The 17,163-nt window shown below is 51.0% G+C and carries 13 protein-coding genes and 1 riboswitch; of the genes, 2 read left to right on the top strand and 11 right to left on the bottom strand.

Features of this window, described 5'->3' with window-relative positions:
• Nucleotides 1–53: 53 nt before the first annotated feature.
• The 11 genes from CLFS41_RS13470 to CLFS41_RS13420 all read right to left on the bottom strand — a co-directional run bounded on the left by CLFS41_RS13470 (nucleotide 54) and on the right by CLFS41_RS13420 (nucleotide 13,608).
• Nucleotides 54–1,391, bottom strand: a complete 1,338-nt coding sequence (locus tag CLFS41_RS13470) for an MATE family efflux transporter (protein ID WP_045092544.1) — start codon at nucleotides 1,389–1,391, stop codon at nucleotides 54–56.
• A 150-nt stretch (nucleotides 1,392–1,541) separates the two neighbouring features.
• Entirely contained in the window at nucleotides 1,542–2,720 is a 1,179-nt protein-coding gene (locus CLFS41_RS13465; RefSeq protein ID WP_007858103.1) for a phosphoribosylaminoimidazolecarboxamide formyltransferase, read from the bottom strand.
• 19 nt (nucleotides 2,721–2,739) lie between these two features.
• The gene (locus CLFS41_RS13460) at nucleotides 2,740–3,453 is read right to left on the bottom strand and encodes an IMP cyclohydrolase (RefSeq protein ID WP_007858104.1); all 714 of its coding nucleotides are present in this window, start codon (nucleotides 3,451–3,453) and stop codon (nucleotides 2,740–2,742) included.
• Nucleotides 3,454–3,559: 106 nt separating this feature from the next.
• A riboswitch (ZMP/ZTP riboswitch) is annotated at nucleotides 3,560–3,652 on the bottom strand.
• Between the two features lie 51 nt (nucleotides 3,653–3,703).
• Nucleotides 3,704–5,107 carry an ABC transporter permease gene (locus CLFS41_RS13455; protein WP_007858111.1) on the bottom strand — a complete coding sequence of 468 codons (1,404 nt, stop codon included), beginning with the start codon at nucleotides 5,105–5,107 and terminating at the stop codon, nucleotides 3,704–3,706.
• The gene (locus CLFS41_RS13450; RefSeq protein ID WP_007858113.1) at nucleotides 5,094–6,929 is read right to left on the bottom strand and encodes a CARDB domain-containing protein; all 1,836 of its coding nucleotides are present in this window, start codon (nucleotides 6,927–6,929) and stop codon (nucleotides 5,094–5,096) included. Before CLFS41_RS13450 ends, CLFS41_RS13455 begins: the two co-directional genes overlap by 14 nt.
• Entirely contained in the window at nucleotides 6,907–7,692 is a 786-nt protein-coding gene (locus tag CLFS41_RS13445; protein ID WP_117451034.1) for an ABC transporter ATP-binding protein, read from the bottom strand. Before CLFS41_RS13445 ends, CLFS41_RS13450 begins: the two co-directional genes overlap by 23 nt.
• A gap of 328 nt (nucleotides 7,693–8,020) precedes the next feature.
• On the bottom strand, nucleotides 8,021–9,421 hold the full coding sequence (locus CLFS41_RS13440; protein WP_007858116.1) for a glucosidase: 1,401 nt from the start codon (nucleotides 9,419–9,421) through the stop codon (nucleotides 8,021–8,023).
• Entirely contained in the window at nucleotides 9,411–10,343 is a 933-nt protein-coding gene (locus CLFS41_RS13435) for an amidohydrolase family protein (protein ID WP_045092543.1), read from the bottom strand. Before CLFS41_RS13435 ends, CLFS41_RS13440 begins: the two co-directional genes overlap by 11 nt.
• A 4-nt stretch (nucleotides 10,344–10,347) precedes the next feature.
• Nucleotides 10,348–11,193: a carbohydrate ABC transporter permease gene (locus CLFS41_RS13430; protein WP_007858118.1), complete on the bottom strand. Its 846-nt coding sequence runs from the start codon at nucleotides 11,191–11,193 to the stop codon at nucleotides 10,348–10,350.
• Between the two features lie 2 nt (nucleotides 11,194–11,195).
• Nucleotides 11,196–12,089 (bottom strand): sugar ABC transporter permease, encoded by an 894-nt coding sequence (locus tag CLFS41_RS13425; protein ID WP_007858119.1) that lies wholly within the window; start codon nucleotides 12,087–12,089, stop codon nucleotides 11,196–11,198.
• A gap of 157 nt (nucleotides 12,090–12,246) precedes the next feature.
• On the bottom strand, nucleotides 12,247–13,608 hold the full coding sequence (locus tag CLFS41_RS13420) for an ABC transporter substrate-binding protein (protein WP_045092542.1): 1,362 nt from the start codon (nucleotides 13,606–13,608) through the stop codon (nucleotides 12,247–12,249).
• Nucleotides 13,609–13,811: 203 nt separating this feature from the next.
• Here CLFS41_RS13420 and CLFS41_RS13415 point away from each other — a divergent pair, with 203 nt between their 5' ends.
• Complete coding sequence (locus CLFS41_RS13415) at nucleotides 13,812–15,620, top strand: sensor histidine kinase (protein WP_007858131.1); 1,809 nt, start codon at nucleotides 13,812–13,814, stop codon at nucleotides 15,618–15,620.
• Entirely contained in the window at nucleotides 15,595–17,112 is a 1,518-nt protein-coding gene (locus tag CLFS41_RS13410; protein WP_007858133.1) for a response regulator, read from the top strand. Before CLFS41_RS13415 ends, CLFS41_RS13410 begins: the two co-directional genes overlap by 26 nt.
• Nucleotides 17,113–17,163: the final 51 nt, after the last annotated feature.

Raw genomic sequence — 17,163 nt, 5'->3', positions numbered from 1 at the left:
AAGGTCCAAATGCTTCCATCCGCCTGATTTCACAAAAGGTTCACAATTTCCGTTTACAAGCGGATCCGGTACTTTCCGGTGACGATCCGGCGGTAAAAGATAATGGTCAGGACCGTGGCTGCGACCCACCCGAAAGGCCATGCCATCCAGATTCCCGTACTTCCAAAACGGCCGGCAAGGAGATTGGCCACAATGATGCGCAGGATCAGATCCGGCACGGTTGCCAGCACAAAATAACCCATGGCCCCGGAACCGCGTATGATCCCGTCCGTGGTCAGCTTAATGGATATCATAAAATACATGGGGCTGACAATGCGCAGGAATTCCATGCCCGAGGCGATGGCCTCCCCGCTGTCCCCATTGAGGAACAGGCCCATCATCTGGCGGCTGAATCCGAAATACAGCGCAAAAAAAGGGATAGCCGCGCACAGGGACAGCCTGATGCCTGTCCTGAATCCCAGAGGGATCCGCTCCATCTTCCCGGCCCCCAGGTTCTGGGCCGTATAGCTGGACAGGCAGCCTCCCAGGGACATAAAGGCGTTGATGGCAAATGTATTCAGCTTGATGGCGCCTGAATATCCGGCGATCACCGCTGATCCGTACCGGTTCACGATCTCCTGCACAAACATGTTTCCAACGGAGAGAACGCTCTGCTGCATAATGCTGGGCACTGCTATGGCCGCGATCTGGGACAGAAGGATAATGTCAAAGAGCACCACCCTCTTATCTGTCCTGATTCCCCGCAGACGCAGGGCCAGGGCGGCAAGGGCCAGCACGGCCGACACGCCCTGGGCGATAAAGGTTGCCCAGGCCACGCCCGCCACCCCCATGCCCAGACCGGCCACAAACCAGTAATCCAGCACAACATTGCCCACCGAAGAACCGATCAGGAAATACAGCGGTGTTCTTGAATCCCCAAGAGCGGTAAAAATCCCTGTGCACACATTGTAGAGGAACAGGAAGGTGAGGCCCAGCACGTAAATCTTCAGATAAAGCTCACCGTCCCCAAAGATATTGGCCGGGGTGTGGATGGCTTCCATCATGGCACCGCAGAACACATATCCCAGCCCGGTCAGCACCAGGCTCATGGCGCCGCAGGCAATAAAGGCCGTGTAGACCGCGGATTTCATTCTCCCCAGGTCCTTTGCTCCAAAGAGCCTGGAGACCACTACGGAGGCCCCCAGGTTGCTCCCCACCGCAAAGGCCATGAATATCACCGTAATGGGATAAGAGGCCCCCACGGCAGCCAGGGCATCCTCCCCCGCAAACCTGCCTGCAATAGCGCTGTCCGCAATATTATACATCTGCTGGAACATGACACTCATAAACATGGGCAGGGCAAACCTCCACAATGTCTTTTTAGGATGCTCCGCTGTCAGATCCGTTATCATACTTAAACTCCCCTCATTTAATTGCTCGCTCCATTATACTCCGACACTTCCGTTCTATCAACTGTGAAAATATATTATGGGCCGATACAGAGCCGGCGCCATACAGAAAAAGAACCGAAGCAGCCGCCCCGGTCCCTTTCCTGTATACTATTAATGATGAAACAGTCTGATTCCTGTAAATGCCATAACCATATGATACTGGTTGCAGGTTTCGATCACCTGATCATCCCGCACCGATCCTCCCGGCTGCGCCACATACTTGACTCCGCTCTTATAGGCCCGGTCAATGTTGTCTCCAAATGGGAAAAAGGCATCTGATCCAAGGGCCACGTCTGTCATGGTATCCAGCCAGGCCCTTTTCTCCTCCTTTGTAAACACAGGCGGTTTTACTTTAAATGTTTTCTCCCATCTGCCGTCAGCCAGTACGTCCATATAATCCTCGCCCATATACACGTCAATGGCATTATCCCTGTCAGCCCGCTTGATGCTGTCCACAAAGGGCAGGTTTAATACCTGGGGAGCCTGGCGCAGATACCAGTTGTCAGCCTTGCTGCCTGCCAGGCGTGTACAGTGGACCCTGGACTGCTGCCCTGCCCCGATACCAATGGCCTGTCCTCCCTTTACATAGCAGACGGAATTGGACTGTGTATATTTTAAGGTGATCAGGGAGATCAAAAGATCCATTTTGGCTGATTCCGGAAGTTCCCTGTTCTTTGTCACAATATCCCGAAGCATGTCGTTGTTGATCTCCAGGTTATTATGGCCCTGTTCAAAGGTGACGCCGTAAATCTGCTTGCGCTCAATGGCTGCCGGCTCATAATCCGGATCGATCTGGATCACATTGTAGTTTCCGTTCTTTTTGGACTTCAGTATCTCCAGCGCCTCAGGTTCATATCCCGGAGCAATGACGCCGTCCGACACTTCCCTCTTGATCATCCTGGCCGTGTCCACATCACACACATCTGACAGGGAAATGAAATCGCCGAAGGAGGACATCCTGTCCGCGCCCCTGGCCCTTGCATAAGCGCTGGCCAGCGGTGACAGGTCACCCATGTCATCCACCCAGTATATCTTTTTCAGTGTATCATCCAGAGGCAGGCCCACTGCGGCACCTGCAGGCGACACATGCTTAAAGGAAGCGGCGGCCGCAAGCCCGGTGGCTTTTTTTAGCTCCTTTACAAGCTGCCAGCCATTGAGGGCATCCATGAAATTGATGTACCCCGGTCTGCCGCTTAGAACAGTAATGGGAAGCTCCCTGTCCCCCTCCATGAATATTCTGGATGGTTTCTGATTAGGATTGCAGCCATACTTCAGTTCCAGTTCTTTCATAACAGTACCTCTCTCCTATTTATTTGTTTTTATTCACGATCCTTGTCTCATAGGCGCCTGATGCGATATCAATGAAGCGGACAAAGAGGGAAACCTTATTGTCCTGATCCAGGCTGTTCCAGATCATGTCCGTAAACTGGTCAATGTTCCCGCTGATCCCCACTGCCTTGGGCTCTCCCTCAAAGCTTGGCAGAGGATCTCCGTCATGCATGTAGGTGTGGATAAAACGTCCCTCTCCTGCCGCCGGAGCCTCATAGGCATAGGTAAAACGCAGGCAGGAATCAGGATTGCCGTTATTGCTCTTTAAAATGGACATGGCATAATTGTAGCCGCCATTTTCAATGTGCATGATACCGGAAATCCTTGGGGTATAGTTGGGGGCATCGGGCTCAAACTCCCTGGAGCGCAGGGACTGTTCAAATGTCATCTGATGGTCCATTCCCTCATAAATGGTGTCTGTCTGGTCACCGTTGGTCACAATGGTCTTGTTGCCCAGAACCCTGACCGGGGCATAAATGATCAGGCTGGGATCCTCCAGCCTGGCCGGATCAAAGGCCTGGGTCCTGATCCCTTCCCCATCCTCTGTGAACACACGGTTACGGCTGTTGGCGCTCCTTCCCATGATAAAGTAGGCGGTTACGGCCTTGCTTCCGTCCTCAGAACGTCCGATGACGATTCCCCGGCCCGGGTAAGCATTGCTTCTCAGTTCCTGTTCCAGCGACATCTGTTTCATAGTAATTCCTCCGTTTGCTTGTGGGTGTACTCTCGGAATTTCCCGGTACACTGTCATTCTTTCTTGTACAATTAAATAAGAGCCGAAACCCTGAGCACGCAAAATACACACGTGCCCAGGCGGTCGGCTCAATCCAACAAAATCCATACTGCGTGCTCCCTGTGGTTCATCCACTTATCCGCCAGTCACACGCCATATTATTACTATATATCTTTTTTGCTAATATTGCAATAGTTTTTTAGAAGTTTTACTAATCATTCCTGATGGCTGCCAGGGGACTCAGCTTCATGGCCCTCATGGCCGGCATAAACCCTGCCGCCATGCCCACGAAAATGGCAAATCCCACTGCTGCAAGAGACAGCCAGGGCGGTATTCTGGAAAGGTTGCCGGTGAGGCCGTTCATCTCCTCCATATTCACAAAGCGGTTGATCACGCCCGATATTCCATAGCTCAGGCCAATGCCGATCACTCCTCCCATAAAACCGATAAAGCCGGATTCAATCAGGAACATGTTCCGTATATTCCCCATATCACATCCCAGCACCTTCATGACGCCGATTTCCTTGGTCCTCTCATAGATAGACATCATCATGGTATTGGCAATGCCGATGGCGGCCACAAACAGGGATACTGCGCCGATTCCTCCCAGCACTGCCTGTATCATCTGGGACTGCTGCTTGGAACTCTCCATCCAATCCATCTGGCTGTTTACCTGAAAGCCCATATCAGCCACTTTGGACTGGACCTCCTTTACATTCTCCATGTCGTCCACATAGATCTGCGCCCTGCTGTACACCAGATAATTCAGGGGTTTTCCCTTTTTGTTGGTAGGCTGTCCCGGGATAGCGGTGCCTTTTTTGAATGCTTTTTTCAGCTGTGCCTTTAAGCCATCTATATCCGTGTACACGCCGTAGGAATAGGAATTCCAATCCTCCGGCCCGCCTTCCACCTTTCCAATGCCGTTCATCATATATTTCTTGGGAGGTTTTACCTGCGGCTGGCTGTCATCGGAAGAACTCCCAAAACTGCTGGAGGTATTCTTTGACTGGAAGTAGGCATCCATATCAAATATGACAAACAGAGGTTTGTTAAGAAAATCCACATCCGGCAGTTCCCCTGTATCCCAGTATCCTCTTCCTGTCTTGGAATTGTAAAAATCCTGCTGTACCGTATTGCCAAACACCAGCCCCATTTCCCCGGGTTCAGGCATGCGCCCTTCGCCCAAGGGAATCTGCTCCAGAAACTTCTGTCCCACTCCCCGCAGGGTCATGTACTGTGCCTCGTAGGCCCCCTGGCGGATCACCACATTCATATCCAATATGGGGGACACTCCGGTCACATGGCCGATGCGCTGGAATTTGTCGATCACCTCGTCCGTAATATAGGTTGGATCGGAGGATTTGCTTCCGCCGCCGCCCACCATGACAGCGCCTCCGTAATAGCTGCTCCCGGAACCGCCGTACACATCTACGGTGGTCAGGCTGCCCCAGGAGGAAAGCTGTTCCATAAACATCTGGTCAAGACCGATTCCCAGGGATACCATGACCACAATGGAAGCCGTACCAATGATGACCCCCAGCACTGTGAGGACGGTCCTAAGCTTCCTGCGTCTTAAATTGTTAATGCTCATGATCAGAAGATCAGGAAATCTCATCGTCTACATCCTCTTCCTTAGCTGCCCTGCGTTTCTTTCTGATAACCACAACCGCAGTCACACCTGCACCTGCCGCCGCCACTGCGCCTGCAATGATCAGCACCTTATACTTACTCCAGAAGGACGGACTGGCCTGCGCGTCCATGGCTCCTGCCTCCATGTCCATATTCATGTCAAAGGATTCATCCACTTCCTCTGTGATGAACAGGGTCAGCTCCTTTACTACAGGGTCAGCAGCCACACCGTTTTCATCTTCATAGGAAATGGAGATCTTCACCGTGCCGTCATCCATGGTGGGATTGATGCCTGTAAGCATCACGTCCACGTTCCCTGTCTCACCCGGCTTTATGTTGCCCACATATGCGTCCGTGGTTTTGATGGAATCACTTTCAAAGGTGGCCGTCACATTATAGAGGATCACCTTGCCCGTGTTGTTGATCCCAAACATGACATTGGACTCGGAGCCAACGGTCATGCTGTCCGGCATCACGTCAATGGTGCTGGTGCTGAGCTTTGCGTACTGCTTCACAGGTATGTCCACCACAATGCTCTCTTCCGCGTTCTTAAATTCAGGGCTGTCGTACTTTTCCTTGATGGTGATTGCGTAGGAACGCTGGTCCACCCCTGCCCTGGCCGTGAATTTGGCACGTACTTCTGTACTCTGCCCCGCGCCCAGGTCATTGACCACCATGGATGAGGAACCGGATTCCGTTGTGAACACCGCGCTGTCCGATACCTTCTCTGATTCCAGGTTAAAAAGGATATTGCTGGCCGGCACTGAGGTGGATGCGTTCTTCATGTTCAGCACCAGTTCAAACTCATCCCCTGCAAAGATCTGCTCCGGAACCGTATAATAGCTGTCCACAATAAGCCTTGCCTTGGTCCTGTCATTAGCGTCAAAATCCCTCAGGTCATCCTCCTTGTCCTTGGATATGATATGTACATAAAATGTTCCTTCCTCCTTGTGCAGGTCCCCCTCGGAACTGAGGCGGAAGGTAATGGTATATTTGATGGGATAATACCCGCTGTAGGAATCCTTGCGTATGGCCATGCTGTATGAGGCCGACACGGTCTCACCTGACTGTACCCGCTCAAAGGTTCTGTCATAGTTTCCGTCATTGATCTCAAAGGGGAACTTGGTATCATCCTCGGACAGCTGCATGCTGACAGTCACATCCTGGGCCGTGGTGTTGCGCTTGTTGCGGAAATTTACCGTATAGTCCATTACATTGGGGTAGATGCCCCGGGGAGTGGACTGGTTTTCCCCGATCACAAAGTAATTGCCCTCTTTTGTATCCTCCTCGTCATCTGCGCCCGAGGATGTGTCCGTTGAGATCCAGACATTGATATAGTCCGTATCCGAACCGCCGTCCCACTCCAGATAGATGGGAATGCTGTAATATCCCTGCTGGGCATCCCGGCGGACATTGGCTGAAAGGGATACGCTTTTAATATTGCCCTTCTTGATATTTCCCACACTCTTTGCCAGGAACGTGGTTTCCATTATCTCAAACGGGTAATAGTCCACCGTGTAATCGCCGTTGCCCCGCTCCTCAATCTGCTGGAAATCATTGGTCTGCTGAAGGCTTACCTTCAGGTTATTCATATCCTCATCCGTGGCCCTTATGCGGAAGGAAATGGACATGGATTTTCCAATCCTTCCCCTGGGCGCCTTGGTAGTGGAAATATAGTCATTGTCGCTGGCATTGGTGTTATATCCCAGCTGGTAGCTGCTGGCCATTGCATTGGCCGGCAGGGCTGCCGCCATCAGGGCTGTCATCCACAGGATTATCAAGCCTTTACGCATTTTCATCGGTCTCATTGTCACATACTCCCTTTTCTATATGGTTCTCCTCTGCCGGCCTGCCGCCGGTCTCTATGGCCACGATCTTTCCATCCACGATCCTGATCCTTCTGTCCGCATAGGAAGCCAGATTATTATCATGGGTGACCATGACCAGGGTCTGTCCCTGCTCCCTCACAATGGTCTGCATCAGGCGCAGAACCTCCATGGTGGTCCTGGAATCCAGATTACCGGTGGGCTCGTCCGCGAATATGATCTCCGGGCTGACCACCAGCGCCCTGGCTATGCCCACCCTCTGCTGCTGTCCTCCCGACATCTGGTTGGGCATATGTTTTGCCTGGTCCCCCACGCCCACCAGGTCCATGAACTTCTTGGCCCTCTTAAGTCTCTCCCTTTTGGACATGCCGCGGAAGGAGAGCGGAAGGGCCACATTCTCAACCGCATTCATTGTATTCAGCAGGTTGTAAGCCTGGAAAATAAATCCCACCCGCTCACGGCGGAATGTAACCAGCTGTTTTTCCGTCATCTTTTCTATATGTACCCTGCCGATCTCTATCTCACCCTTGGTGGGCTTCTCAAGGCCGGCCAGCATGTTTAAGAGTGTGGATTTGCCAGAACCCGAGGTGCCCACGATTGCTACAAACTCCCCTTTATATATCTCAAAGTCCACGCCGTCCAGCGCCCGGACCTTTGTCTCTCCCACACGGTATATCTTGTACAGGTTCCTCACGCATATGGCGGGTTTCCGGCCGGGAGGCGCCTCACATGCCTGATCTGCCAAAGCAATCTGTTCTGCCTGATCCGCTGCGACAATCTGTTCTGCCTGATCCGCCGCGACAATCTGTTCTGCCTGATCTGCCAAAGCAATGCTCCTTTCCCTGTCCTTAAGCGCGAATGAGTGTTCAAACACGCTCTTACGTTCTGTTTTGTAAAGTATATCACAGGCCCAAGTTCCTGTTCTTTTGGTTTTTCCTTAAAGTTCCTTAATAATTCCTTACTTTAGGTATTGTAAACTGATATGCCTGGAATTGCAAATAAAAATAAACACCAAAAAGGGAGCTGTACACTTTTTATACGTGCAACAGCTCCAAAGCATGCCTCTTATCTGTTTAATTCCAATCCCCGGGAAGGTATTTACGGGTATTTTTTATCATTTCATCCACCAGATTCCCCACATCCTCCTCATTGCACCCTTTCCCCTTTACCAGAGGATCGTTCATAAATGCCTGCACTACCTTTTCCCGGTCAGGCTTCAAAGCCGCTTCCATAATCAGCTCATGGTTTTTTAAATGAGGCATGATCAGCGCCCTGACAGGATCCGGCACCTCTCCCGCCACCAGGGGGTATATATGGTCCTTTTCAAACACGGCGTTTGTCTCAACCAGCGCACTGGCTGGAAGATTGGTAATCTGGCATGCTGTGTTGGGGATGTTCACATTGCTGACCACCCTTGTGAGACCGCATAATGCCTTGATCAAAAGGATCCCTTCCTCACCTGTGGGCTCCAGCTTGACCTCTTCCTCTCCGGCTGCCAGCCTGCGTCCCTTATCCAGCCGTTCCTGAAGGTCCTTTTTTCTCCACTCCACGGTGGTAAGGCCGAATTTCCATGAGGCTGCGGTTTCAGGATCCTTCAGGTATTCATCCCCGGGCATGAATTCAGCCAGATGCCTGTCACCTGCTGCCGCGATCAGCCCATAGCGGTTAAACAGATCCATCTTGACCCGATTGGCGCATTTAAACGAGGAATTCATCCAGTTCTCACCTTCCACCTGGTAACCCTCTTCAAAGTGAGCGCTGATATAATCCCTGTAAACCGGGAACAGGTCAATGCCCTTATAGGAGGCGCTGGAAAACCATGTAAAATGGTTGATTCCCAGCACATTGACAAATATATCATGCCAGTCGATCCCCCTTTCCCCACAGTACTCCTCGCAGATGCCTTTTAACACCTTCTGGGTACCGAACACCTCATGGCAGCATCCAAACGCCTTGATCTGCGGAAATACATGATAAAGGGTCTTCACACATAAAGACATGGGGTTGGTATAATTGATGACCCATGCCCCGGGCGCATACGCTTTGACCGCCTCTGCGATCTCCACAAACATGGGAATGGTGCGCAGGGCACGAATCATTCCCCCGGGGCCTGCCGTATCCCCCACGGACTGGTAGATGCCAAGTCGTTCAGGAAGATGCACATCTGATTCCATCTCGTCAAATGTCCCCGGCAATATGGATATAACAACAAAATCGCAGCCTGTGAGCGCGTCCTGAAGGGACGTCCTGGTCTCAAACCTCCAGTCCCCCCTTGCATCCTCCCTCTGCATCAGACGGTTTCCGATCACCTCATTGTTCCCGGCCGCCGTCTCATCAATATCATACAGCCGGATGGTGCCGCTGATCTGTTCCTCCAGGGCAAGGTCTGTCATAAACGTCCATGCCCATCCTCTGGAACCTCCGCCAATATATGCGATCTGGATATCCGTTACCTTATTATCTCTATATTTCATATTCTCCTCCTGTCTGCCGGAAATACACATGCTCTGCATTCCGGTACATGATCATTTCTTTCTCCTCCCTGGTCAGTCCATGGCTGTCTGTAATATAGCGGATCAAGTTGGAATAACTGTCCTCCTTCAGCACAGAAGGGATATCTGAACCAAATATGAGCTTGTGGGCGCCTGCGATCTCAATCCCATGTCTCAGGTACCGCAGCGCATTGGGGTATGGATAAGCATCCGGCCCGCAGTTGTGGGGAAGGGCCGCAAGGTCAAACCATACGTTGGGCAGGGCCAGCTTCCTAAGCCCCTCCAGCAGCTTATCCTCATCTTTCATGGATACGGCCAGCAGATGGCAGACCACAAACTTCATGCCCGGGTGCCCCGTGATGGCGTTCCTCAGCCGGTCCACCTGCCAGCTCTCACTTTGACATTTGCCTATGTCAATGACAAACACCAGATCGTGCTCATCCGCATAATCATACTCCGCTCTCATGACCTCCCCATCCAGAGGAAGGGTAAAATGGTTGCTCATAAGCCCTGAGCCGGTGCTCACCTCAAACTTCACGATATTGCACCCCAGCTTCTCAAACAGGTGTTCTCGTATCTGTTCCTTGTTCCGGCAGAACGGGTCATAGGAAGCGGCGGCCCTAAAACGCTTTGGATACCGCGCCGCGGCCTGCAGGGAATAAAGGTTCTGGAATCCAAAGTAGTTGCCCTGGAGCAGTACCGCCTTCTCCACTCCGTTCTCATCCATTTTCCCCAAAATGTCCTCGGGCGTCACCACCCCCTGTGAAAATTCCTCAGGCAGCATCTGAAACCGCTCCCCCGAAGCATATTCCGCCATGCCGTTTCCCGAGTACCTGAGTTCACCCCCGGCTCCCGTGCCTGCGATATACCGTACCAGATGTACGTGTGCGTCAATTATCTTCATATCATCACCCCTTTAATCCGGAGGTACTGATGCCCTCCACCAGGTACTTTTGAAAGAACAGGAAGATGAGGATGGACGGCAGGATGGACAGGGTCGCCATCGCAAACATTGCTCCATAATCCGATGAGGAACCCGGATCACAGAAAAGCTTCAGCGCCAGACTGACCGGATACATGCCGGACTTGCTTACATATAAAAGGGCGGAAAGGAAATCGTCCCACCTCCACATAAAGGAGAAAATACAGGCTGTGACCAGGGCCGGCTTGATCAGCGGCAGCATGATGCGCCCAAAGATGCCTGCATAGGAACATCCATCGATTTTGGCCGCCTCATCCAGTTCCGTGGGGATCCCGCTGATAAAGTTGGAGATCAGGTATACAAAAAAGCCCTGGATCGCAAAAAAGTAGGGAATGGTCAGAGGCAGATAGGAACCGACCCATCCAAGCTTCTGATACCACAGGTACTGGGGAATCATGAGCACCTGGGCCGGGAGCATCATGGACAGCAGCATGGCTGCAAACAGGATACCCCTGCCCCGGAACTTAAACCTTGCAAACCCATAGGCAACCAGGGCGGAGCTTGCCACCGTACCCGCTGTTGCCACAATGGAGATAAAAAGGGAGTTCTTAAAAAATACAGCAAAGGAAATCTTTCCAAACCCTTTCCAGCCCGTGGAATAATTCTTTAGTATGAAGTTTTCCGGGATCAGGCTTCCGGCCGTGGAGAAAATCGTGCTGTTTTCCTTGAAGGAGCTCATGATCATCCAAATCAAAGGGTAGATCATGATAATGCCGATCAGGAATACGATGACATGGTATACTATTTTCCTGGCAACTCTCTTCTCTTTCACAATCAGAGCCCTCCTTCATATACCCAGAAACGTTTGGTGGCAAACAGGAACAGGGTGATCAGCCCGATCACCGCCAGCATCACCCATGCAAGCGCTGCACCGTATCCCGTATTGTAGAATTCAAAGGACTGCTTATACATATACACCGTGTATAGCAGGGTGGAGTTCATGGGTTTTCCCTGGGTGATGATGTAGCACTGGGTAAATGCCAGAAATCCGTTGATCATCTGCATCACCAGATTAAAGAATATGGTGGGTGTCAGCAGGGGGAGGGTGATCTTGAAGAATTTCGCCGGACCGCTGGCCCCGTCCACGTCAGCCGCCTCATACAGTGACTGGGGAACCTGTTTCAGGGAGGACAGGAAGATCAGCATGGAGGAGCCAAACTGCCATACCACCAGCAGGATCAGGACCCATATGGCCGTCCTTGTATCGCCCAGCCAGGAAAAATTAGTCTCTATTCCCACCAGTCCCAACAGCTTGTTCACAACCCCATCCATGGCAAACATCCTCTTCCAAAGAATGGAAACAGCCACAGAGCCGCCGATAATGGAGGGAAGGTAATAGGCCGCCCTGTAGAATCCGGACATTTTTGAGTTCTCCAGCAAAAGCATTGCAACGATCAAAGCAAACAAAAGCTTGAGCGGCACGGAGACAAAGGCAAAGAAAAACGTCACTTTCAGCGTTTTAAAAAACGTTTCGTCCCGGAACATGGAGATAAAATTCTTCATGCCTGTAAAAACAGGCGGTGACAGGATATTGTAGTCACAGAACGAATAGTACAATGAGATTCCCATGGGAACGATCATAAACAGCAGGAATCCGATGGTAAAAGGCAGTGTAAACAGTACACCGGCCACGCTTTCCCTGCTGAGCTGCTGTTTTAAAGCTTTCATAGCTACTCCTCTCGTTATGGGCACTTAGCGTCCGTACCTTGGGCGCTTGCCGGGTATAAAAAGAGCGACCGGTTACAGCCGCTCTTTTCAATTGCAGATACTTATTTGCATATACTTATTTGCAGATCCTTATTTGCAGATCCTTATTTGCAGATCCTTAATTTTTCTTGGACTCCATGATCTTTGAACCCTCTGTAAACAGCTGCTGTCCGGCGTCCTCAGCGGTCATCTGGCCGTAGCACACTGATTCCTCCAGTTTGTTGAGAAGATCATTTACCTCGCTGGAACCGTCAGCGGAAGGCGGATTGATTTGTGAGGAATTCTCAGACACCACTTCGTTGATGAACTTGATCACTTCCTGGCTGGTCTCATCCATATTGGGGGAAATGGCATCGGCCACGGAAGCTGACAGCGGGATTCCCCTCTCTCCCAGCAGGATGTTGTTGCACTCAACGGAATTGGTGATAAAATCAAGGACCTTAGCCGCCTCATCCGGGTTTGCACTGTCCTTTGTAATGGCAAAGAACTGGCTTGGCTTTAAGTAATCGGATCTTACCGGATCCGGCGAAGGCCATGTGGTCATACCGATTTCAACGCCTTCAGGTGCAGCGCTTCTGACCGCGGTAAGCTGGTTGGTATAATTGAAGGCACACCAGGACATGGTCTCCGGGCTTGAGCCGTAAACCATGGGGTCCTGTTCCACGGAACCGATGGTCCTTTCAGCAAAGATGGAGGGATCCACTACCCAGCCGTCCCTGATCCCTTCCTCGTAAAGTTTGAAGTAGGATATGTAATCCTCCGCTGTTCCGCCCAGCTTCCCTTCCCCGAACATCACCACATCATTGGCCCGAAGGAAGTATTCGATAAAGTTCTCACCGTTGTTGTAGGCGATATTTGTCTTATAACCAGTCTTTTCCCGGATCTCCCTGCACAGGGTGATGAATTCATCCATGGTCATATTATCCTTTACCGTGATCCCCGCTTCATCCAGGGCTGTCTTGTTATAGAGCAGGGCCGGGGCATTGATGCCGTTGCAGATCGCATACAGCCCATCTCCCACCTTGCCTGAATTCAGTACATCCTCATTGCAGTTTGACACGTCAATGGTGCCGTTTTCAATATAGGGGGCCAGATCCACCAGCAGGTCATTGTTCACATACTGGGAAATGTATTTGTAATCCATCTGTACAATATCCGGCATGGAATGTCCGGCAGCCGCGGTGGCTAACTTATTCCAGTAATCCGCCCACTCGGAAAACTGTCCGTCAAAGGTCACCCCAGGATTCTGCTCGGAATACAGATCCAGGATCGCCTGGGTGCGCTCATTCCTCACCTGATTTCCCCACCAGGCCATAACCAGCTCACCGCCCTCCGAAGACGGCGCCTGGGCTTCTGTGGAAGCTCCTTCCGCCTTGCTGCCTGCGGTCTGGGTGCCGGAAGTTCCTGAGGAACCGCTGCATGCAGACAGGCCGGCTGCTGCCAGGGTCAACGTGAGCAGGACCGCGATTTTCTTTTTCATGATGTAATACCTCCCTCTTTCTCTGTTGCTTTGATGAACTGATTATAACTTTTTTTCTCAGGCAAACCAATCAAAAAAACCGATATCCATGGTTAAAATTCCGACTTTTTGTGCACTTTAGACGAATACAAGTTCCCCTTGTCCCGTGCCAAAATATGGTATATATTTATTTATGACAAGAATCTGCACCACAGGAGGCGCACATGAACTATCTGAAACGGATCAAAGGAAAATTTGAAGACCTTTCCCTGAAGAATAAACTTCTGGCAATGATCTGCTCCAATGTGCTGCTGATCCTCCTCATTGCCCTGATAGGACTTAAGATTTCCTCCCATGCCTACAACGAGCAGCTGTACAAGGCCATTTCCGGAAACCTATCCTTTTCTTCCCAGACCATAGCCAGCAATCTGAACAGCATCGAGACACTCTCCTCCGTCACCATCTCGGCCTCCGTTATCCAGGATGCCCTGAACCGGATCGACAGCATTGACGATACCATTGTGTGGTCCAACGCCAACCGGGAAATCAGCCAGGTCATCAACAATTACCAGCAGGCTTATAAAAAAGACGGGGTTTTGGCCATCGCACTGTACAACAGGCGGTTTAAAAATGCCACTAATTTTGTGGTGGCCAACAATGCGGACCAGGACCTTGTGAATGGAGCCCTAAAAAAGGCAAGGGAGCGGGAAGGCGCCATTACCTGGACCATTGATCATGAACATAACCTGTACATACTTGGCCGGAGCGTGCGAAAGGCCAACAACCTGGAGCTGAACCATCTGGGCGACCTGCTGGTATTTGTTGACATGGACCGGATCGTCAGTGAAGCCAACCGGGCGGTCACCACCTATGACGATACCAGCTACATCCTGTTTGACCGGGATCAGCTGATCTATGCCTCCTCAGGAATTGACCGGGAAACCGCCTGTCTGCTGAAGGAACAGACCGGTCAGCCCTACAGCATTGTGCGCAGCCACGGACACAGCTACTTTGCGGTAAAGAATACCATTCCCTATTATGGCTGGACCTATATAAACCTTGTCCCCTATGACCAGATCGCCAGCTCCACCACCATGGCCTACCGCCTGATCCTTGGAATGCTTATCATCGGGCTTTTGATCGCCATCGCGTATTCCAGGCGGCTGACCCGCTATATACTAAAAGATTTTGACCTGTTGATCCAGAAAATGGAATTCTTCAGCAGCACAGAGTTGGAAATGCCCAAAGTACAGGTGGATTACAGTCAGCGGACCGATGAGATCAGCCGGCTCCACCAGCATTTTGACACCATGGCCGGGCGGATCCAATACCTGGTCCACAACAATTATGTCAACCAGATTCTCAGCAGGGATGCAAAGCTGAAAGCGCTGGAGGCCCAGATAAACCCACATTTTCTTTACAATACGCTGGAGACCATCAACTGGCGCGCCAAGGCTCTTAAGGATCAGCAGATATCTTCCATGGTGGAATCCCTCGGGACACTGCTGCGCGCCACCTTAAGCAGCAAAAATCCCCTGGTCACCTTAGACTATGAGATCAGCCTGGCCCGCAGTTACATGACCATCCAGAAAATACGTTTTGAGGAACGCCTTGTGTTCCAGACCGACTGCGGCCGGGAACTGGGCGGCGCCCTCATCCTTCCCCTTACCATCCAGCCCCTTCTTGAGAATGCGATCCGCTACGGCATGGAGGAAATGATGGAAACCTGTGAGATCTCAATCAGCGCCCGCAGGAAAGAGATTCCTGAAAGCGGGGAATATGTACTGATCGTGGAGGTATCCAACGAGGGGTCTGTATTTGAAGAGGGCCTGCTTGAAAAACTCCTGGACGGTACCAGGAATGCCCACGGCTTTGGCATCGGCCTGGTAAACATCCATCAGCGTATCCAGATGCTGTTTGGGGAGGGATACGGCCTGTCCTTTAAGAACCGGGATGAAACAGCGGTTGCAGTCATCACCATACCATACAGAACAGAGGAAAAAGACTATGCTGAAATTAATTATTGCGGATGATGAGCGCATTATCCGGGAGACTATTTCCACCATCATCCACTGGGAAAACTATGATATCGAAGTTGTGGGGCTGTGCAAAAACGGTATGGAAACCTATGACATGATCATGGACGAAAGCCCGGACATTGTGCTCACTGACATCAAAATGCCGGGCATGGACGGATTGGAACTGATCAACAGGGTTTCACGCACAGACCTGAATGTACAGTTCATCATCCTCTCAGGCTACGGTGAATTTGAATATGCCAAGGAGGCCATGAAAAACGGGGTAAAGTATTACCTCTTAAAGCCATGTAACGAAGCCCAGATCATAGAATGCATCGAGCAGTGCAAGCAGGACTGTTACCAGCAAAAGATCATGGAGCGGATCGTGTCTGAGCGGTTCACCGCAGTCAACCGCATGAACCACAATGTGATATTCAGCATCATCAATGACAGCATCTGCCAGAACCGCAGTTTTCCCGAGATCATAAGAGCCTATGAATCCTACATCGACTTCCGGTTTACGGTATACCGGCTGTACTACGTATATTTCCTGCCCTTTAAACACCTGGAGGAGTTCCTGGACGACCTGAGGCTGTTTTGTTGTGAGAACATTTCCTCTGTCATCATCCACGGCATCTATGTCAACAATACCCTGCTGCTGTTTTTCCGGGATTTTGCCGCTAATTATCAGGATTTGGAGCGTTTCATCCGCCAGAGGCACTATCCGGACCAGGCAGTGACCCTGGAAACAGAATCCGTCCTCTACTCCAGCCTGAAACAGCTTCTGGTGGTTGTCTTAAAAAAGATCCGCCGCTTTGGAATGATCTATTACATCAACGACTTCCACCTGCTCTACACCTGCAACTACAATACCCATATCAATGAGCTGGAGCTATTATGCCAGTCCATCCTTGGCCGACAGGAGGGGGCCCTTGGAAAGCTGACCGAACTGATCAAGGATATAAACGATATCACCTTTTTAAAGCAGATCGCCAGCAACCTGTTTATGAAGCTGACCCTGAACAACCCTAAGCGCTCCTCCATTGAGCTCACGGAATGGCTGATGCTGATTGAAAACAGTCAAAGCCTTACAGATCTTAAAAATCTGGTCATTGATAAGGTGAGGGAGATCCTGTGCGAACCCGACACCGGTCAGACGGTCAGCGCCATGACCCGGCAGATCTTTGACTATGTCAGCCAAAATCTTCAGGATGACAACCTGACGTTAAAATATATTTCAGAAAATTATCTCTTTATGAATGTGGACTATGTGAGCAAAAAATTCCTGAAGGAAACAGGAGTCAGATTCTCCAACTATCTGGCCGACATCCGCATCAAAAAAGCCAAACAGCTTCTGGCATCCAGGGGTCTGGATAAGATCCAGACAGTCGCAGAGGAGGTGGGGCTGGGCAACAATCCCCAGTATTTCTCCCAGCTGTTTAAGAAAAAGACAGGAATGACGCCCAGCTCCTACATTGACCGGGTCTGCGGCAGGGCAAACAGATAGATCACGGAATAGGGACTATACTATAAAATTTTTAAAAAGCCATAAATTTTC

This window comes from Clostridium sp. FS41 (genome assembly GCF_000954015.1).
In the GTDB taxonomy this organism is placed as follows: Bacteria; Bacillota; Clostridia; order Lachnospirales; family Lachnospiraceae; genus Enterocloster; species Enterocloster citroniae.
Note: the sequence above shows the minus strand (reverse complement) of the source record. Positions and strands in the feature narration are given on the sequence as shown.